The sequence below is a fragment of the Aeromonas sp. SrichE-2G genome, from assembly GCF_017939565.1.
In the GTDB taxonomy this organism is placed as follows: Bacteria; Pseudomonadota; Gammaproteobacteria; order Enterobacterales; family Aeromonadaceae; genus Aeromonas; species Aeromonas taiwanensis.
This window is the reverse complement of sequence record NZ_JAGKRG010000053.1, coordinates 582,910-602,373: the sequence shown is the minus strand read 5'-3', so window position 1 is coordinate 602,373 and position 19,464 is coordinate 582,910. Positions and strand designations below refer to the sequence as shown.

Here is a 19,464-nt window from a genome sequence, read left to right as displayed (position 1 = left end):
AGCGCATTGCACCACGGTAACCGTCCCCTCTCCCCCTGCGGGAGAGCGGTAGGGTGCAATAAGCGGAGCGCATTGCACCACGGTAACAATTCCCTCTCCCCTTGCGGGAGAGGGCTAGGGTGAGGGGTCACTAGCCTGATTGGCATGGCTTCGCCATGCAGGACACGAGGGCGCTGCCCTCGATGGGGTTTCGCCCGCCCTTCGGGCTTGGGCGAGTGACTTTTCTTTGCGTGGCCAAAGAAAAGTCACCAAAAGAAAGGCCACCCCCACTTGTTCGCCCTCCTGCGTCGGGTGCCCTCGGCTCACCCGTTTGTCCTACGGCACGCGCCGATGGGCCATCCATGGCCCAGCGCCGCTCGCTCGGCGTCCTGCCTCGCGGCCTGGACAGACGGGCTCACCTCGGCGAACAACAGGGAGGCAACACCCAACCCGTAGCACCGAGGCCAGTTACTTGACCATAAGCTTGTGTTTGCGGGGTAAGTATCGGGAGGGTTGTTATCTCTTACCCGGCCACTCACGCCCCCCATAGTGGGATCAGATTGTCTCAGTTATGCAACAAGTGCCATTGGCGTGATTGCATAGGAGAAAAAATCATTGTGAGTACAACAACAAGCGGCACATATCCGTATCGGGGAATGCACTTATATTAAAAACCCGGCAGTGAACGCTTTGTAATAACAACTGTATTATTTCTCGAAGGCCCGATTACGCTTTGCCAATCTAATCTACAGCTTTAAAAATTACCGGAGCATTAAAGATAATGAAAAAGTTAAGTGAGATCACACGAACAGAAGTTTTTTTTACTTCTTACCTTCATCATGCCTTCATTGCCTCACCATTTTTATTTGAACGTTTGCTGCTAAAGTCCATAGGTATAAATGAAACCGTAAAAATTGTTGATAGTAACTATGAAGTATGCTTGTTTAGGGATGCAGCTAAATCTGGATATCTGGATGCACGAGAAAATAAGACTTTTGAAAAGATAACTTTTGACAATGTATTTGTATTATCAGACAACTCAATGATTATTATAGAAGCAAAAGCACAGCAAGGTTTTAAATTAGCACAAATTGAAAATTTAAATGCAGCTAAAGAAAAAATTATAAATAGCTCTCTACCTTGGAAAACTGTGTATCTTGTTGGCCTTTGTTCTTCTAAATACACACCCAAAAAAGACACTCTCAAAAAGTTTGATGGTATTATTACATGGGCTGATATAGCTGAATGTTTTAATCATGAGCGTGCTATTTTTAAACGAGCAGATGATATTTACGATAACTAATGTTAGCAGTTCTAATGCGACACAACCAGACAACAATTAGAGGAGCATTATAGTAATATTTTCCTCTCGCCTTGAGGGTGAGATGAATAGAGAAATCCGCAAATCCTGTTACTGCATAATCAGACGCATATCGAATATCGAATATCGATGCAATTCACCTCGTGAATTATACCCTACGTTACGATTGCATAGATTAAAAAGTGCATATGAGTTAAACAAAAATGACACCCCCTGGTGGATAATAGAATTTTATTCTTGGCTCGATATTTAGCATTGAACCGTGACATGACATAACTCATTGATAACTAATTTACACTTAGCCAATCGAACCTATAGATTAAAAAATCTATTTTTCAGGTGGTTTAACGCAAGACTGGTGTGTAAAAACATACTATTCATTTTAAAGGACATTCACTATGACTCAGGTTCCAAAAATTAAAAAATTAAAAAATTAAAAATTTTGGCTGTATTGGAAACCACCAAGTTGAGCTGGACATTGATAATATTGTTGTTCTTGTAGGACCCAACAATGCAGGGAAAAGCACTATATTAAAAGCCTATGAAGCGGTTACAGATTGCCTTAAGTTAGATCAAGATGATTTTCATAACAAACAAGTAGCCATAGATAACTATCCTGAAATTGAAGTACATTCAATTACTGTCAATGAAAATAAGCCTGGTGATCAATGGTGTTTAAAATTAGAAAATGGCTCCTTTTTAGTCAAAGAGAAATGGACATGGACTGGTACCAATAAAGAGCCAGAGAGAATAGGATTCAACGTAGCTCTGAATAGATGGGCAGAAAATGGCGATAAAGAAAAAATGCCATGGGGAAGCAATAATGTTGCAAAAGCTAGAAGACCTAAACCACATAGAGTTAATACATTTGATCAGCCAGAAGTTCAATCAAAAGCCATAACCTCGCTGTTAAAAAGCCTATTAGAGGAAAATATCCAAAGTATTAGAGAGAATGATGATGATGAGAGAACTAAATATGAATCACTGATAGATGATTTAAAATCACTGAGAGACTCATCTAAAATAATTCAGCAAGATAGAATTCAATCTTTGGAAGGAAATGCAAATGAAATTATTAGTAAAATATTTCCTAATCACGAATTAAAAATCAACGCTCCAGAAAGTACCGCACCAATAAAAATAGACCTTCTTGGCGATGAATTTACTATTGAAATGGGGCCTGTTGGCGGTTTTACTTTTCCACTTGAAAAGCAAGGTAGTGGTAGCAGAAGAACCGCATTGTGGACTATTTTGAAGTTACTTGCAGATAATGGCATTCGAGCTAAAAACGGAGGTGCAAAGGCACAGTCATATCATGAATCATTGGGCCCAAATACTGCCCATGTTTTATTGTTAGATGAGCCAGAGGTAAGCCTGCACCCCTCAGCAACGGAGATTGCAAGAGATGTTCTTTATTCTCTTCCTGATAGCGATAATTGGCAAGTTATGGTTGCGACACATTCCCCTAGCTTTATTGACCTAACAAAAGACCACACAACGATTATAAGGGTTGATAAAAACCAAGATGATCACATAAAAACGACTACCCTTTTTAAGCCTGATTCTGCACAACTAGATAAAGATGATAAGGAAAATCTAAAACTTATTAATTTATTTGACTCTCACATATCAGAGGCTTTCTTTGGCGGTAAAGTTCTGGTGGTTGAAGGTGATACTGAATATTCGGCTATTAATTTCATTAAAAATACAGAAGCCGAATTTGGAAATTATCAATATAATGATCTTAATGTCATTAGAGCACGAGGAAAGGTGACAGTCGCCTCTATGATGAAGGTATTAAACCATTTTGGTAAAAATTACTATGTTCTTCACGACACCGACACGCCCGAAATAGAATCGAAAAGAAAGAATAAAGAAAAGTCTGTAGGGGATACTATAGTCTATGACAAATTTAAAATGGTTAATCCCGCGTGGACTAATAATGAGAAGATCTTATCACAAAAGACACATAACTCGAGGGTTGTTGCTTCCATAATAAATTTTGAAGATGCTTATTTCGATGAAACAGTAGGAAGTGACAAACCTGAAAACTGTATTAAACATATAAAGGAAGAACCCGCGATGTATAATAAAATAAAATCTCTCTTGGATGGAATCCTTGAAATAAATGATACTCAATTGCCTGAAGGGGCGACAGTATGGTCAGATATGTATGAATTAGAAGAGATAGTGAATGCACGATTAGAGTCTATATTAATAATATAAGATCGAATAGAGTTATTTTAATCAAAACACTATTCACATATATATTTAACTAACCATGCAATATAAAACCGCAGCCCCCAGGGCTGCGGTTTTTTTATTGGCTCAACCGTTTGGCGCAAGCAGCGCCACCGGCCTTAGGCACGGCGCCAGCTGGTCTTGCCGGCGCTGTCTTCCAGCACGATTCCCATCTCGGTGAGACGGTTGCGAGCGGCATCCGCCGCAGCCCAGTTCTTGTCGGCACGGGCCTGGTTGCGATCACTGATCAGGCGCTCGATCTCGGCGACTTCGTCGTCGGCCTCGTCACCCTTCAGGAAGGCGTCCGGATCCTGCTGCAGGATGCCGAGCACGGCGCCCAGTTCCCGCAGGCGGGCACCCAGGCCGGCGGCGACGGTCACGTCTTCGGCCTTCTGGCGATTGATCTCGCGCACCAGATCGAACAGGGCGGAGTAGGCTTCCGGGGTGTTGAAGTCGTCGTCCATGGCATCTTTGAAGCGGGCCACCTGCTCGTCACCACCGGCGGCGGGGGCCAGCGGCAGATCCCGCAGGGCGGTGTACATGCGCTCCAGGGCGGCGCGGGCCTGCTTGAGGTTGTCTTCCGAGTAGTTGAGCTGGCTGCGGTAGTGGCCGGACATCAGGAAGTAGCGCACGGTCTCCGGGTCGTAGTGCGCCAGCACGTCCCGGATGGTGAAGAAGTTGCCGAGGGACTTGGACATTTTCTCCTTGTCCACCATGACCATGCCGCTGTGCATCCAGGTGTTGACGTAGTCGCCGCCGTGGGCGCAGCAGGACTGGGCGATCTCGTTCTCGTGGTGGGGGAACTGCAGATCCGAGCCGCCGCCGTGGATGTCGAAGTGGTTGCCCAGGTGCTTGGAGTTCATGGCGGAGCACTCGATGTGCCAGCCGGGACGGCCCGGGCCCCAGGGGCTTTCCCAGGTCGGCTCGCCGGGCTTGGACATCTTCCACAGCACGAAGTCCAGGGGGTTGCGCTTGGCATCCACCACGTCGACGCGGGCGCCGGCCTGCAGCTGCTCCAGATCCTGACCGGAGAGCCTGCCGTACTCGTCGAAGGAGTCGACGATGAACATGACGTCACCGTTGTCCGCCACGTAGGCGTGGCCGCGATCCAGCAGCAGCTGCACCATGGCGATGATCTCGCCGATGTGGGCGGTGGCGCGCGGTTCGATGTCCGGGCGCACCATGCCGAGGGCGTCGAAGTCCTGGTGCATGTCGCCGATCAGGCGCTCGGTGAGGTCGTCACAGGTCACGTGCGTTTCGGCGGCGCGCTTGATGATCTTGTCGTCCACGTCGGTGATGTTGCGCACATAGGTGAGATCGTACCCGGCGTAGCGCAGGTAGCGGGCCACCACGTCGAAGGCGACGAAGGTGCGGCCGTGGCCGATATGACAGTGATCATAGATAGTGACGCCACACACATACATGCCCACCTTGCCCGGGTGGATAGGTTTGAATTCTTCTTTTTGACGAGTGAGTGTGTTGTATATCTTCAGCATCTTATGACCACTGCCTGTGAGTAAAATGGCCTGCCATTCTACCCGCATCCGGTATAGAAAACGAGGCAGAAAAGCCGACTCTCCCCCCTGCCATCTATGCCGCAAGGCCCTGATGGGCTAGAATTGCCACCACTTTATGCCATACACCTGCGGGCACCCTGTCGCCCGCATTCAATGAAAGGACAACTCATGGTCACTCTGCATACCAACCACGGCGACATCACCCTCACCCTGAACGCGGAAAAAGCCCCGGAAACCGTGGCCAACTTCCTGCAATACTGCCGTGACGGTCACTACGACAACACCATCTTCCACCGCGTCATCGACGGCTTCATGATCCAGGGCGGCGGCTATGCCCCGGGCTTCGAAGAGAAAGACACCCGCGCCCCCATCAAGAACGAGGCGGCCAACGGTCTGTCCAACAAGGTCGGCACCATCGCCATGGCCCGCACCATGGAGCCGCACTCCGCCAGCGCCCAGTTCTTCATCAACGTGAACAACAACGACTTCCTGGACTTCAAGTCCGCCACCACCCAGGGCTTCGGCTACTGCGTGTTCGGTGAAGTGACCGCCGGCATGGACGTGGTCAACAAGATCAAGGGCGTGAAGACCGGCAACTACGGCCGCATGCACCAGGACGTCCCGACCGAAGACGTGGTGATCACCAAGGTGACCCTTGCCGAGTAATTCCTGCCGGCCAGGCTCTGACACAACTGCGGCCCCGGCCGCAGTTTTTCCATCTGTCGCCCCCAACTGGCGCCGCCTCGACTACCTGGCCCAGGGCAACCCGCGCCAGCGCTCGGCCCACGCCCTGCTGGGGGATGGCCTGTGGGATGAGCTTGGCCCCCTGTGCAGCGATCTGGCGCTGGTGAGCACGGTCGCCATCGGGCTCGACCGGCCCGGCAGCGATCTCGATATCCTCTGCCAGCACCCGGACCCGGCCTCTCTCGCCGCGACACTGGCAGCACAAGGCTGGCTGGTGCGAAGCAAAGGCGAGCAGGTCTGGCTCGCCGAGCAGACCCGGCGTGGGCCCGATGGCCAGAGCTGGCCCCTTGAGCTCTACCTCACCCCCGCTCCCCTCGAGCGCCTTCACGGCTGGCGCCACCTCAGCCTGATGGCCGCCCTGCTGGCCCACTTTGGCGAGCCCTTCCATCAGGAAGTGCGACGCCTGCGTCTGGAAGACGGGCTCAAGGGGGAAGCCGCCATCTGCCGTCTTCTGGGCCTCCCCGGCGACCCTTACGAGGCGTTGCTGACCCTGGAGGGGCGCAGTCTCGCGGGGCTGTGCTGGTCGCCCTCTCCCCTCGCCCGCCCGGCCCGAGGCGATGCACCGCCTTGCGCCCGCGCCGAGGACTCTTAACCACGATGCCCAGGACCTCATGAGCACGCTCTTTATCAGTGACATTCACCTCAGCCAAGGCAGGCCCGACATGACGGCCGCCCTGGTGCGCTTTCTCGAGCACGACGCCCCCGGCGCGGACGCCCTCTATGTGCTGGGGGATCTGTTCGAATTCTGGATTGGGGACGACGACCCCAACCCGCTGCACCGCGAGGTGGCCGAGGCCTTTCTCGCCCTGAGCCAGCAGGGGGTGCCCCTCTACTTTATCCACGGCAACCGCGACTTCCTGCTGGGGCGCCAGTTTGCCAGGCAGGCCGGCATGACCCTGCTCGGCGACCCCTGCGTCATCGAGCTGTACGGCGAGCGGGTGCTGCTGAGCCACGGGGATCTGCTCTGCACCCGGGATGAGGGCTATCAGAAGTTTCGCCGCATCACCCAGCAGAAGTGGCTGCGCTGGCTCTTCCTGCGCCTGCCGCTGACCCGGCGCCGCGCCATCGCCTGCAAGATGCGCGGTCAAAGCCAGATGGAAAATGCCACCAAGCAGCAGGCCATCATGGACGTGACCCCGGCCGCGGTGGACGACATGCTGCGCCGGCACGACTGTCGCCTGATGATCCACGGCCACACCCACAGACCCGCCATCCACGACTTCTCCCTGGACGGACGAGGGGCGCGGCGCATCGTGCTGGGGGACTGGTTCGAGCAGGGATCCGTGCTGGTGTGCTCCCCTGCGGGGCAGCGGCTCGAGACCCGCACCCTGCGCTGAGACTCGCCGGCAGGCGAGTCTCATATGACCATTTCTGACCCATGCCCGCCCGGCCCGGGATGCAATAAAGATCCATGGGTATACTCTGGTTATCCGCACACAATTTATCCGTACACATGAGGACAAGGTGATGGGATTTCTTACCTGGGTGGTATTGGGGTTGATAGTCGGCATCCTGGCCAAGTGGATCATGCCGGGCAAGGATGGGGGCGGTTTCTTTATGACGGTGATCCTGGGGGTGGCCGGCGCCATGGTGGGGGGCTATGTCAGCACCCTGCTCGGCATGGGCACCGTCACCGGCTTCAACCTGCCGAGCATCGTCATCGCCACCGTCGGTGCCCTGATCGTGCTGTTTGTCTACAACAAGCTGCGCAGTTGAGAAGCCGACATGCACCGATCCGAGGGCGCCACTGGCGCCCTCGCTGTTTTTATCCCCGCCCCATCAATCTGTCTCAGCTCCCCAGCACATCCCCCGGCGCCGCGCTTGCATTATTTCTAGTAGAGGCGTCTAATAATCCCCATGCAAGCCAATGACCCCCTGCCCCGCCGCCCTCGCGGCCGCCCTGCCCAGCACGGGCACACCTATGCCGACACCCGGGATCTGCTGATCCGCCGGGGCATGGAGCTGCTGACCGAGCAGGGCATCGCCGCCACCTCCATCGAGCGGGTGTTGCAGTCGACCGGGATCCCCAAGGGCTCCTTCTATCACTACTTCGCCACCAAGCACGACTTCACCCTGGCGGTCATGGATGCCTATCACCACTACTTCTGCCGCAAGCTGACGCGCTATCTGGAGGATGAGAGCCTGCCCCCCCTGGCGCGCCTTGCCGCCTTCGTCGACAGCGCCTGCCGGGGCATGACCCGGTTTGCGTTCCAGCGGGGCTGCCTCGTGGGCAACCTGGGTCAGGAGGTGGTGCAGCTCTCCCCCGAGCTGCGCCTTCGCCTCGAACAGATCCTCCTCGACTGGGAGGCGCTGCTCGCTCGCTGCCTGAGGGACGCGGTGACGGCGGGGGATCTGCCCCCCGGCTGCGACTGCTCCGCCCTCGCCCATCAGTTCTGGATCGGCTGGGAAGGGGCCGTGCTGCGCGCGCGCCTGGTGGGCAATACCGAGCCCATGCTCTCTTTTCTCAACTTTTTCATGATGTTAGCGAAGTAATATTTTTACGATTATTAATAGTCAACCAGTCCAATTAATGGGAGTAGACAAGATGTTCAAGGGTATTCTGATCGAGAAAGACGAGGCGGGTTATCGCGCCAGCTACCAGAGCATTCCCGAGGAGGTGCTGCCTGCCGGGGATGTGACCGTGGCGGTGGAGTGGTCTTCCCTCAACTACAAGGATGGCCTGGCCCTCACTGGCGCCGCCCCCGTGGTACGCCGCTTCCCCCTGATCCCCGGCATCGACTTTTCCGGCACCGTGCTGGAGAGCCAGCACCCCGACTGGCACCCCGGCGACAAGGTGGTGCTCAACGGATGGGGCGTGGGCGAGACCCACAGTGGCGGGCTGGCGGAGCGGGCACGGGTTCAGGGCGACTGGCTGGTCGCCCTGCCTGAGCGCTTCCAGCCCCGGGACGCCATGGCCATCGGCACCGCTGGGTACACCGCCATGCTCTGCGTGATGGCGCTGGAGAAGCACGGCGTGGCCCCCGGGGACGGTGACATCCTGGTGACCGGCGCCAACGGCGGCGTAGGCAGCGTGGCGATCACCCTCCTGGCCAAGCTGGGCTATCGGGTCGTGGCCGCCACAGGGCGGCTGCACGAGGCCGACTACCTCCAGTCCCTCGGCGCCGCCGAGGTGATCGATCGCACCGAGCTGGCCGCACCGGGGCGACCGCTGGGCAAGGAGCGCTGGGCCGGCGTCATCGACACCGTTGGCAGCCACACCCTGGCCAACGCCTGCGCCACTACCCGCTACGGCGGCGCCGTGGCCGCCTGCGGCCTGGCGGGGGGGATGGACTTCCCCTCCACCGTCATGCCCTTCATCCTGCGCGGCGTCACCCTCTATGGCATCGACAGCGTGATGGCGCCGCGCCCGCTGCGCCAGCAGGCCTGGTCCCGCCTGGCCGAGGATCTCGACCTGACCCGCCTCAACCTCCTCACCCGGGAAGTGCCCCTCTCCCAGGTCGTGGCCCTGGGGGATGCCTTCCTGGCAGGCCAGGTGCGCGGCCGGATCCTGGTCAATGTCCAGGGGTGATGACTGACGCGAGATGAGCCGGATCGCCTGATCTGGTCAGGCGATCCGCTCTGTGGCCACACCGATGCATATTGGCCGTGCCCGCGTGGGGAATGCGATCGAGCACTATAACTGGTGACGAGCAAGTAGCACGAGGAAAGCGCCTTTATTAGAATGGCAGCTGACCTTAATCAATCAGTGTGCCCAGATGATCATTGATATCCCCACCATGTTTATGATGATCATCGCTGCCAGCGTGACCCTGACGTGTTCAGTCGGCTGGGTCACCCGCGCCAAAGACGAGAAGGAGCTACAGCTCTGGACGCTCGGGCTGGCCTTGCAGACGCTGGTCTTCACGCTGTTCTTCCTGCGTAACCAGATACATGACTTCTTCTCTGTCTTGGTAGCGAACGCGGCGTTATCAGCGAGTCTCTCGTGCTTCTTGGCGGCCGTCGTGGTATTTCAGCAGCGCCGCCTGTCGCGCTTGTGGTTCTACGCTCCTCCCCTGTTGTTGGCGACGACGTTCAGCTTTTTCATGGATGATATCGGTGCCCGCATCATGATCTGCGGCGCCATCTGCAGTGTGCAGTGCCTGGTCGTGCTGATCACCTTGCTGGATAGGCGCGTTGTGGTGAGCGGGCGTGGCAAGTATCTGATTGCCAGCGGGTTGAGCCTCTCGATCACCGTGCTGACCCTGCGCTTTTTTAGCGTGATGTTTTACCCCGACGACATCTCCAGCCTGTTGCGCGAGACCCCCATTCAAGTGGTCACGTTTTTGGCGACCTTTATCACATTGCTCTTGATGTCCAATGGTTTTGTGTTGATGATCAAGGAGAGCACGGATGAGCAGAACCGTCAGCTGGCCATGAAGGATCGCCTCACAGGGATTTGGAACCGGGGACATATAGAGGAGACCGCCAAGCAGGAGATGGCCCGACTCGAACGCTACGGCCATCCGGTCTCCTTGATCATGATGGATATCGACTACTTCAAGCAGATTAATGACAAACTCGGTCACGGGGCTGGCGACATCGCCCTCAAAGAGTTCTGCGCCGTGGTGCAGAGCTGCATTCGTACTACCGATTTATTGGGGCGCTGGGGAGGTGAGGAGTTTCTGCTGCTGCTCCCCAACAGCGGTTTTGCCAATGCCGCGCCATTGGCGGAGCGGATCCGGAGTGCAATCGAGCAGTATCCGTTTTCAAACGGGTTACAGGTCACAGCCAGCTTTGGCCTGGCTGTCTGTCAATCGACGGATAGTTGGGATACCTGGTTGGAGCGCACCGATCAGGCGCTCTACCGGGCAAAAGCCGCAGGCCGCAATCGGGTGGAAAACGAGAGCCTGCACCATGAACCGGGTCAGACCTCGTCCCCCCTCCCCAATCTGGTGCACCTGGTGTGGCGCAGTACCTATGAATCGGGCATCACCTTGATCGATAACCAGCATCGCAGCTTGTTTGAGAAAACAAATACCCTGCTGCAGGCGCTGCTGGAGTCGCAACCCAAGCCTGAGATCGCCCGCCTCATCGCGCAGCTTGTGGCGGACATTGAGCAGCATTTCCACGATGAAGAGGCGCTTTTCCAACAGGAAGGCTACGTGGAAGGGAACGCCCACGGCCTGATCCACGCCCAGCTGGTGGCGCGGTCGCATCGCTTGTTAGATCGCTTCGAGCACGATCAGGTCAACGCGGGGGAGTTGCTGCATTTTCTGGCTTATGAAGTGGTCGCCCAGCATATCCTGCTTGAGGATCGCCAATATTTCACCTCGCTCAAGCGCCTGGCCATCGCCTGACCAAGTCACCCATCGCAGCCCAATCACAGGTTCTTGCCTTTGTTGGAACGCCGAACCCGTGGTGTGCAGCAAGTCGCTGGGAGCCGTAAGCCGTAAGCCATAAGCCACTTAAACAACAGATGGACAAGAAAGGAAAAACAGGAGAGAAATCTTGGAGAGGAGTAAAAACAAAAACGACGCAATTAAGCGTCGTATCTGTCTAATCTGTAAGGCTTTCTTTCAATTTTAATGGTGCCTGAGGCCGGAATCGAACCGGCACGCCGCGAACGGCGAGGGATTTTAAATCCCTTGTGTCTACCGATTTCACCACTCAGGCACCGCAATCGGTATCAAGTCCGCGGGCGGGCTTGTCAATATGGAGGCACGTTCCGGAGTCGAACCGGACTAAACGGATTTGCAATCCGCTGCATAACCGCTTTGCTAACGCGCCATGCAAGGGAGAGTGAACTCTCCATTGTCTGAATTTGGAGCGGGAAACGAGACTCGAACTCGCGACCCCGACCTTGGCAAGGTCGTGCTCTACCAACTGAGCTATTCCCGCATCGGTCTGGCTGACTGCCTGACTACGAGAACGCATTCTAGCGATGTTCCTCGTCCAGTCAACCAAAAACATTTAATACTCTGATCGTTCGAGTGTTTTTTACTCTTGTCCCGCACTTTTAGCGATCATGACCGTTTCTTGGCCCCAGTGGCAAAGAAACGGCGATTTTCCCCTTGGTGCCGGAGCACGCCCTAGAAGCGGGAGTGGTAGCTGAGATCGCCCCAGGCGGCCTTCATGTACTGGAACATGGACCAGAAGGTGAGCACGGTCGCCACATAGAGCAGCACATAGGCGAGCCACACCATCCAGATATCGTACTGCCAGATAAGACCCGTCAGCGACACCATCTGGATCATGGTCTTCCACTTGCCAATCCAGCTGACCGCCACCGAGGAGCGCTTGCCGAGCTCGGCCATCCACTCGCGCAGAGCGGAGATGATGATCTCCCGGCCGATCATGGTCATGGCGGGAATGGTCACCCAGACGGTGTTGTAGTGCTCGACGATGACCACCAGGGCCGCCGCCACCATGATCTTGTCCGCGACCGGGTCGAGGAAGGCACCAAAGGCGGTGGACTGGTTCAGCTTGCGGGCAAGGTAGCCGTCAAACCAGTCGGTCGCAGCCGCCAGGATGAAGACGATGGCCGCCGCCATGTAGGACCACTGATAGGGAAGGTAGAACAGGATGACGAAGACGGGGATGAGCAGGATCCGGAAAAACGTCAGCAGGTTAGGAATATTTGTCATTATTTTCAGCCACTTCTTGTATGCCGCAACATGGTAGCCCCATGCCGATTGCCGATGCAACCGCACAGGTGCCCGCCTTGGTCCATTAATCCATCAATAACCTCAGGATGCGGGCCATTATGGCATTTGCGCCCCCCCTGCGTCACGGCCCTTGTGTGTCCGGGTTTCCTACAGGGGATGAATCCGGGGTGAATGCCATGGCTCTCCCTCAGCCGGTATGCCAGGCCCTGTCTTCCGTGAAGGCCTGCATGGGCAGAGTGCAGCCCTTCGCAGACGAAGGGCTAGAGGGAGCGCAGGGCGTCGTGAATGGACTGGGCCAGCTCCTGGCTGATGCCGGGCACCTTGGCGAGCTCGTCCACTCCGGCCTTTTTCACCTCCTGCAGGCCGCCCAGGTATTTGAGCAGCGCCTGCCGCCGTTTCGGCCCCACCCCGGGAATATCCTCCAGGGTGCTGGTGGTGCGGGCCTTGGCGCGGCGTGCGCGGTGGCCGGTGATGGCGAAACGGTGGGATTCGTCGCGAATGTGCTGAATGAGGTGCAGGGCGGGCATGTCCGCCGGCAGGTGCAGCTCCTCGTGGCTGTCCCCCAGGATCAGGGTCTCCAGCCCTGCCTTGCGGGTCACCCCCTTGGCGATGCCCACCAGGAGCGGATACTTGCCGCCGAGAAACTCCAGCTGGCGCGCCAGGATCTCCTCGGCGCGGCGCAGCTGGCCGAGGCCACCGTCGATAAACAGCACGTCCGGCACCTTGTCCGGCTCCTGCTGTTTGCCAAAGCGGCGCTCCAGCGCCTGCTCCATGGCGGCGTAGTCATCACCGCCTGTGATGCCGTCGATATTAAAGCGGCGATATTCCGAGGAGAGCGGACCCTCCCGGTTGAACACCACGCAGGAGGCCACGGTGCGCTCCCCCATGGTGTGGGAGATGTCGAAACACTCCATGCGGGCGATGGGGGTCTCGAGCTCCAGCAGCTCCTCCAGCTGATCGTAGCGTGCGGTGATGGTGCTCTTGTGGGCGAGGCGCGAGCGCAGCGCGGTCTGGGCGTTGATGGAGGCGAGCTTGATGAAACGCGCCCGCTCGCTGCGCGTCCGGCTCACCACCCGCACCTTGTAGCCGGCGGTCTGGCTCAGGGTGTCGGCGATGACGCTCTCATCCTCCAGCGCCACGTCCAGCAGCACCTCGCTCGGGATCTGCCGCCCCCCCTGCCCCGACAGGTAGAACTGCAGCAGGAAGGATTGCACCACCTCGTCGAGCTGGGTATCGGCCGGCACTTTCGGGAAGTAGCTGCGCGAGCCCAGCACCTTGCCCTGACGGATGAAGAGCACGTGGATGCAGGCTGTCCCCTGCTCGAAGGTGACCCCGACCACGTCGAGCTCGTCCAGCACGTTGCCGCTCACCGACTGCTGCTCGGTGACCCGGCGCAGGGCCTGGATCTGATCCCGGTAGCGGGCCGCCTCCTCGAAGCGCAGATCGCCGCTGGCGGACTCCATCTTGCCCACCAGTTCCCCTATCACCTGCTGGTTCTTGCCTGCGAGGAACAGCTTGGCCAGCGCCACCTGCTGGGCGTATTCCGCCTCGCTCACCAGCCCCGCCACACAGGGGCCGGCGCAACGCTTGAGCTGGTAAAGCAGACAGGGACGGGTGCGGTTGGCATAGACCGCGTCCTCGCACTGGCGCACGGGAAAGATCTTCTGCATCAGGTGCAGGCTCTCTCGCACCGCGCCGCCGGAAGGATAAGGGCCGAAATACTCCCCCTTCACCTTGCGGGCGCCGCGGTGGACGCCGATACGCGGGTGCTGGTGGTCGGTGATGATGATCCAGGGGTAGGACTTGTCGTCCCGCAGCAACACGTTGTAGCGGGGCTGGTACTGCTTGATGAGGTTGTGCTCGAGGATCAGCGCCTCGGTCTCGGTGTGGGTAACCGTCACCTGCACATCGGCGATCTGGCGCACCAGGGTGCGGGTCTTGATGCTGTCGACGTTGGCCCGGAAGTAGGAGGCGAGCCGTTTCTTGAGATCCTTGGCCTTGCCCACGTAGATGACGGTACCGCCGCTGTCGTACATGCGGTAGACGCCGCTCTGGTGGGTGACGGCGCCGAGGAATGCCTTGCTGTCAAACAGGGGCTCGGGAGAGGGGGTCATGGGCAACTCGACTCAACGGATGAATGCAAAAAGACGGGGAAGAGCATACTGCGCCCGCTGACTGAAAAGCAAAAGGGGCAAGAAAGCAAAAGGCGGCCCACGCCGCCTTCGATGGCCACACGCCGCCCCTTACAGGGTGTCGGCATCCAGCATGCCATAGCGAATGGCAAGATGGGTCAGCTCCACGTCGCCATTGATGCCCAGCTTGCTGAACAGGCGGTAGCGATAGCTGTTGACCGTCTTCGGGCTCAGGTTGAGCTGCTCGGAGATGTCGGTCACCTTCTGCCCCTTGGTGATCATCATCATGATCTGCAGCTCGCGCTCGGAGAGGGACTTGAAGGGGTTCTCGTCGGCGGAGGCAAACTGGCTCAGGGCCATCTGCTGGGCGATCTCCGGGGAGATGTAACGCTGACCTGAGTGAACCAGGCGAATGGCGTGGATCATCTCGTCCGGCGCAGCCCCCTTGGTGAGATACCCGGCGGCGCCCGCCTGCATCACCTTGGTGGGGAACGGATTTTCTGAATGAATGGTCAGCACTATGATGCGCACATCGGGGCGGATCCGCAGGATCTTGCGGGTCGCTTCCAGACCGCCGATGCCCGGCATGTTCATGTCCATCAGGATCACATCGGGGTGATGTTGCCGACAGAAGGCCACCGCGGTCTCCCCGCTCTGCGCCTCGCCCACCACCTTGATCCCGCGGACGTCTTCCAAAATGCGTCTTATCCCTGTACGCACCAACTCATGATCATCGACCAGGAATACATTAATCACCCAAACACCCCGTTTTTTATCTCGTTATATGCCAGTTAGGGTTAACACGGCGTCTTGCATCATAACCAAACTCGATGATTTGGCAAACCATGGCCGGGAAAAGTTTGAAATTGCTCGTAAAATCCTTTTTAAATCAAATTACTATACAAAGAACCAATTAAAAAACGGCGCCCTGGGGCGCCGTTTTGCATCAAAGCCGTTCCGCCAGCCTCAACCGGCCAGCAGCGCACGCACCTTGTCGAGATCGGCCTGGGTATCCACCCCGACCGGCGGCGCCTCCAGGGCCTGGGCGACGTGGATCTTCTCCCCGTACCAGAGCACACGCAGCTGCTCCAGCGCCTCTACTTGCTCGAGCTGACTCGGCGCCCAGTCCACGTAACGCTGGATAAAACCGGCGCGATAGGCGTAGATGCCGATGTGGCGCTGGTAGTGGGGGCCTATCTGCTCGCGGCTCCTGGCGAACGCATCCCGATCCCAGGGAATGGAGGCACGGCTGAAGTAGAGGGCGTAGCCATCCTTGTCGGTCACCACCTTGACGGCGTTCGGGTTGAACGCCTCTTCGGCATCCTGGATCGGCACCGACAGCGTGGCCATGGGGGCGCTGGCGGCGGCCAGGTTGTCCGCTACCTGACGAATGATGGACGGCGGGATGAGGGGCTCATCCCCCTGCACGTTGACCACTATGGTGTCGGCGGCAAAGCCGTAGTGACGGCTCACCTCGGCGAGGCGCTCGGTACCGGACTGGTGATCCGGTGAGGTCATGCACACCTCGAAGCCGGCCTGTGCGGCAAACGGCGCCAGCGCCTGCTGCACCCGCTCATCGTCGGTCGCGACGATCACCCGGTCCGCGCCGGATTGCAGGGCCTTCTCCACCACGTGCTGCACCATGGGCTTGCCGTGGATGTCCGCAAGCGGTTTGCCCGGCAGCCGGGTGGAGGCGTAGCGGGCCGGAATGACGACGACGAAACTCATGGCTTCAGCTCTTCCAGCGCCAGGTGGCGGGCCCGGTTCTCCAGCAGGACGGGGATCCCCTCCTCCATCGGGTAGGCCAGCCTGTCGAAGCGGCAGATCAGCTCCTGGGAACCCGCGTGAGCCTGATAGTGCAGCTTACCCTTGCAGACCGGGCAGGCGATGATGTCGAGCAGTTTAATATCCAGTGCCACAACCAAACTCCTTTAACGATGTCGGGCAGGCGATGATGCCTGGCCATTGATATGCTGTGCCGGGCCCGCAGCCGGGCCCGACCCGTCGGCTGGCGCCGCCCCCGGCCGCCCCGAGGTGCCGTCATGGCACAGGGATCGGGTCGAAGGGGCCGCGTGCCTTTTATGATTGTCGGCCTCCGGCCCCCTTCAGGGTCCGCAGCAGGACCTCACCCAGGGCATCCGGCAGCTCGGCGCTCACCGGCAGGTACCACCAGTGCGCCGGCGCGAAGGCACGGCACTTGACCGCATCCTTCTCCGTCATCAGCAAGGGGCGCTCGCCGAAGCGGGCGAGCAGCTCGGCGGCGTCGAACGCCTGGTGATCCGCATAGCCGACGCTCTGCGCCAGCTCATAGCCGAGCGCGGTCAGGGTCGCGAAGAAACGGGGGGGATGGCCGATGCCCGCCAGGGCATCCACCGGCCCCTGAAGGGGCGCGGTGAGCGGCGCATCGTCGCACACCCGACGGGGCGTGCCAGGGGCCAGGTGCATGGCATATTCGCCCCTGCCCGGCTCGCCACCATTGCAGATGATGGCGTCCACGCGCTTCAAACGACTGATGGGCTCGCGCAGCGGCCCCATGGGCAGCAGGCAGCCATTGCCGAACCGGCGCGCCCCGTCCACCACCACCAGCTCGATGTCCCGGGCCAGGGCGTAGTGCTGCAGGCCGTCGTCGGTGACGATGATGTCCACCTCGCCACTTTGCTCCAGCTGGCGCACCGCATCGGCCCGTTTGGGGGCCACCGCCACCGGGCAGCCACAGCGACGGGCGATGAGCACGGGCTCGTCCCCCGCCTGCGCCGTGGTGCTGGTCTCATCGAGCCGATAGGGATAATGGGGCGCCTTGCCGCCATAACCGCGGCTCACCACGCCGGGCCTGAAACCCCGCGCCTGCAGCTGTTCCACCAGCCAGACCACCACCGGGGTCTTGCCGTTGCCCCCCACAGAGATGTTGCCCACGACGATGACCGGCAGGCCGGCGCGATAGGCCTTGAACCAGCCCCGGCGATAGGCGAAGCGGCGCACGCCGCTGACAAGGGAGAACAGCAGGGCGAAGGGGGCCAGCCACCAGCGCCAGCCGCTGTTCCCGTACCAGAGCCGCGCCAGCATCAGCCTTGGTTGCCTGCGGCGGCGCCGTTGCCGAACTGGATGGCGCGCAGCTGGGCATAGGTGCCCTGCAGGGCCATCAGGGCCTGGTGGTTGCCGCGCTCGACGATGTGACCCTCGTCGATCACCAGGATCTCGTCCGCCTTCTCGATGGTGGAGAGGCGGTGGGCGATCACGAGTGAAGTGCGCGCCTTGCACAGCTCGTCGATGGCGGCCTGGATGTGGCGTTCGGACTCGGTGTCCAGGGCCGAGGTGGCCTCGTCCAGCAGCAGCACCGGGGAGTCCCGCAGCAGGGCGCGGGCGATGGCGATGCGCTGGCGCTGGCCACCGGAGAGGGACGCGCCGTTCTCGCCGATGACGGTGTCATAGCCTTCCGGCATCTTGCGCACGAAGTCGTCCGCATGGGCGATGCGGGCAGCCTGCTGCACCTCTTCCCGGCTGTAGCGCTCCTCCGCCGCGTAGGCGATGTTGTTGGCCACGGAGTCGTTGAACAGGTGCACATGCTGTGAGACCAGGGCGTACTGCTTGCGCAGCTCGCTCAAGCGGTATTCGCGGATGTTGACGCCATCCAGCAGGATCTCCCCCTGCTCGATGTCGTAGAAGCGGGTCAGGAGGCTCGCTATGGTGCTCTTGCCGGAGCCGGAGCGCCCCACCAGGGCCACGGACTTGCCCGCCTCCACCTTGAAGCTGACGTTGTGCAGCGCCGGCACCTCCTTGGTCGGGTAGGTGAAGGTGACATTGCGAAACTCAATCTCGCCGCGGGCGCGCTCCAGGGTGCGGGTGCCGGTGTCCTGCTCCGGGGCGGAGTCCAGCAGGCCAAACAGGCTCTGGCAGGCGGTGATGCCGCGCTGGAACTGGTTGTTCACGTCGGTCAGGCTTTTCAGCGGCTTGAGCAGCATCATCATGGAGGTGACCATGACGGTGAAAGTCCCCGCGGTCAGGGTCGCCTTGACGCTGTCGATGGTCGCCACATAGAGGAAGACCGCGAGGGCCACGGAGGCCACCATCTGGACAATGGGGCTGCCGATGGCGTCGGCCGCGACCATCTTCATGGTCTGCTGGCGCATCCGGTTGCTCACCCGGTAGAAGCGCTTGTCTTCCACCTCCTGGCCACCGAACATCAGCACCTCTTTGTGCCCCTTGAGCATCTGCTCGGTGGAGGTGGTGATGTCCCCGACTGCCTGCTGGATCTGGCGGCTTATCTTGCGAAAACGTCGGCTGATGAGGCTGATGAGGATCCCGACCAGGGGGCCCACCACCAGGAAGATCACCGACAGCTGCCAGGAGTGCCAGAACATCAGGCCGAGCAGGCCGATGACGGTGGCCCCTTCCCGCACCAGGGAGACCAGGGTGGAGCTCGCCGCAGACGACACCTGGCCGGCGTCATAGGTCACCTTGGAGAGCAGGTTGCCGGTATTCTGGCGATCGAAGAAGCTCATGGGCATGGCCATCAGGTGGCTGAACACCTGCTGCTGCAGGCGCATCACCACGTGGTTGCCGACCCAGGCCATGCAGTAGTTGGAGAGGAAGGCGGCGCAGCCGCGCAGGGCCACGATGCCGAGCACGAAGAAGGGCATCCACTTGAGCACGCTGCTGTCGTTGCCGTTGAGCCCCTGATCGATAAGCGGCTTGATGGAATAGACGAAGGTGGTATCCACGGCCGCATAACCCAGCATGCCGATGATGCCGCCCACCAGACCCAGTTTGCGATCCCGGACATAACCGAGCAGGCGCTTGAAGACGGGCCAGCTCTCTTGTGAGGTTTCTTGTTGCATGAATAGCCGTTAATAAGGGAAATGACGGGCTATTCTAGCCAAACCTTGGGGCTTCACCAAGCGTCGCAGGCAGTCGGGTATCGAACCCGG

17 protein-coding genes and 3 tRNA genes are annotated in these 19,464 nt (G+C 58.6%); 9 read left to right on the top strand and 11 right to left on the bottom strand.

The annotated features are described in order from the left end of the window. Window positions 1-760: 760 nt before the first annotated feature. Both J9885_RS19155 and J9885_RS19150 read left to right on the top strand, forming a co-directional pair. Window positions 761-1,282, top strand: a complete 522-nt coding sequence (locus J9885_RS19155; RefSeq protein WP_210550412.1) for a hypothetical protein — start codon at window positions 761-763, stop codon at window positions 1,280-1,282. Window positions 1,283-1,732: 450 nt separating this feature from the next. Next, entirely contained in the window at window positions 1,733-3,526 is a 1,794-nt protein-coding gene (locus J9885_RS19150) for an AAA family ATPase (protein ID WP_210550460.1), read from the top strand. 134 nt (window positions 3,527-3,660) lie between these two features. Here J9885_RS19150 and cysS read toward each other — a convergent pair whose 3' ends face one another. After that, window positions 3,661-5,037 (bottom strand): cysteine--tRNA ligase, encoded by a 1,377-nt coding sequence (cysS, locus tag J9885_RS19145; RefSeq protein ID WP_210550411.1) that lies wholly within the window; start codon window positions 5,035-5,037, stop codon window positions 3,661-3,663. A gap of 189 nt (window positions 5,038-5,226) precedes the next feature. Between cysS and J9885_RS19140 the strand changes: the two genes are divergently transcribed. The 7 genes from J9885_RS19140 to J9885_RS19110 all read left to right on the top strand — a co-directional run bounded on the left by J9885_RS19140 (window position 5,227) and on the right by J9885_RS19110 (window position 11,099). After that, window positions 5,227-5,724, top strand: coding sequence for a peptidylprolyl isomerase (locus J9885_RS19140; protein ID WP_042076022.1), 498 nt, complete (start codon window positions 5,227-5,229; stop codon window positions 5,722-5,724). Next, the gene (locus J9885_RS19135; RefSeq protein WP_210550410.1) at window positions 5,714-6,394 is read left to right on the top strand and encodes a DUF4269 domain-containing protein; all 681 of its coding nucleotides are present in this window, start codon (window positions 5,714-5,716) and stop codon (window positions 6,392-6,394) included. The genes J9885_RS19140 and J9885_RS19135 overlap by 11 nt, the downstream gene beginning before the upstream one ends. A gap of 19 nt (window positions 6,395-6,413) precedes the next feature. Beyond that, window positions 6,414-7,139, top strand: a complete 726-nt coding sequence (lpxH, locus tag J9885_RS19130; RefSeq protein WP_210550409.1) for a UDP-2,3-diacylglucosamine diphosphatase — start codon at window positions 6,414-6,416, stop codon at window positions 7,137-7,139. A 130-nt stretch (window positions 7,140-7,269) separates the two neighbouring features. Further along, a complete protein-coding gene (locus J9885_RS19125) occupies window positions 7,270-7,518 on the top strand; it encodes a GlsB/YeaQ/YmgE family stress response membrane protein (RefSeq protein ID WP_043759566.1) in 249 nt (82 codons plus the stop codon). Window positions 7,519-7,659: 141 nt separating this feature from the next. Then, window positions 7,660-8,295: a TetR/AcrR family transcriptional regulator gene (locus tag J9885_RS19120; protein ID WP_043759564.1), complete on the top strand. Its 636-nt coding sequence runs from the start codon at window positions 7,660-7,662 to the stop codon at window positions 8,293-8,295. 52 nt (window positions 8,296-8,347) lie between these two features. Continuing rightward, on the top strand, window positions 8,348-9,331 hold the full coding sequence (locus J9885_RS19115; protein WP_210550408.1) for an MDR family oxidoreductase: 984 nt from the start codon (window positions 8,348-8,350) through the stop codon (window positions 9,329-9,331). Between the two features lie 187 nt (window positions 9,332-9,518). Further along, window positions 9,519-11,099, top strand: a complete 1,581-nt coding sequence (locus J9885_RS19110; RefSeq protein WP_210550407.1) for a diguanylate cyclase — start codon at window positions 9,519-9,521, stop codon at window positions 11,097-11,099. A 229-nt stretch (window positions 11,100-11,328) separates the two neighbouring features. On the opposite strand, the gene J9885_RS19105 is transcribed toward J9885_RS19110, so the two are convergent. From J9885_RS19105 to msbA, 10 genes are all read right to left on the bottom strand, one after another. Continuing rightward, window positions 11,329-11,415: transfer RNA gene (locus tag J9885_RS19105), tRNA-Leu, on the bottom strand. Between the two features lie 40 nt (window positions 11,416-11,455). Further along, window positions 11,456-11,529: transfer RNA gene (locus J9885_RS19100), tRNA-Cys, on the bottom strand. Window positions 11,530-11,564: 35 nt separating this feature from the next. Then, a tRNA-Gly gene (locus tag J9885_RS19095) sits at window positions 11,565-11,640 on the bottom strand. Window positions 11,641-11,831: 191 nt separating this feature from the next. After that, entirely contained in the window at window positions 11,832-12,386 is a 555-nt protein-coding gene (gene pgsA, locus J9885_RS19090; protein ID WP_010675229.1) for a CDP-diacylglycerol--glycerol-3-phosphate 3-phosphatidyltransferase, read from the bottom strand. A gap of 281 nt (window positions 12,387-12,667) precedes the next feature. Beyond that, window positions 12,668-14,521 (bottom strand): excinuclease ABC subunit UvrC, encoded by a 1,854-nt coding sequence (uvrC, locus tag J9885_RS19085; protein WP_210550406.1) that lies wholly within the window; start codon window positions 14,519-14,521, stop codon window positions 12,668-12,670. 129 nt (window positions 14,522-14,650) lie between these two features. After that, complete coding sequence (uvrY, locus tag J9885_RS19080; RefSeq protein ID WP_010675231.1) at window positions 14,651-15,295, bottom strand: UvrY/SirA/GacA family response regulator transcription factor; 645 nt, start codon at window positions 15,293-15,295, stop codon at window positions 14,651-14,653. 210 nt (window positions 15,296-15,505) lie between these two features. Then, window positions 15,506-16,267 carry a 3-deoxy-manno-octulosonate cytidylyltransferase gene (kdsB, locus tag J9885_RS19075; RefSeq protein ID WP_210550405.1) on the bottom strand — a complete coding sequence of 254 codons (762 nt, stop codon included), beginning with the start codon at window positions 16,265-16,267 and terminating at the stop codon, window positions 15,506-15,508. Beyond that, entirely contained in the window at window positions 16,264-16,458 is a 195-nt protein-coding gene (locus J9885_RS19070; protein WP_043759525.1) for a Trm112 family protein, read from the bottom strand. The genes kdsB and J9885_RS19070 overlap by 4 nt, the downstream gene beginning before the upstream one ends. 160 nt (window positions 16,459-16,618) lie before the next feature. After that, a complete protein-coding gene (gene lpxK, locus J9885_RS19065) occupies window positions 16,619-17,602 on the bottom strand; it encodes a tetraacyldisaccharide 4'-kinase (protein ID WP_210550404.1) in 984 nt (327 codons plus the stop codon). Further along, on the bottom strand, window positions 17,602-19,374 hold the full coding sequence (gene msbA / locus J9885_RS19060; protein WP_210550403.1) for a lipid A ABC transporter ATP-binding protein/permease MsbA: 1,773 nt from the start codon (window positions 19,372-19,374) through the stop codon (window positions 17,602-17,604). The genes lpxK and msbA overlap by 1 nt, the downstream gene beginning before the upstream one ends. Window positions 19,375-19,464: the final 90 nt, after the last annotated feature.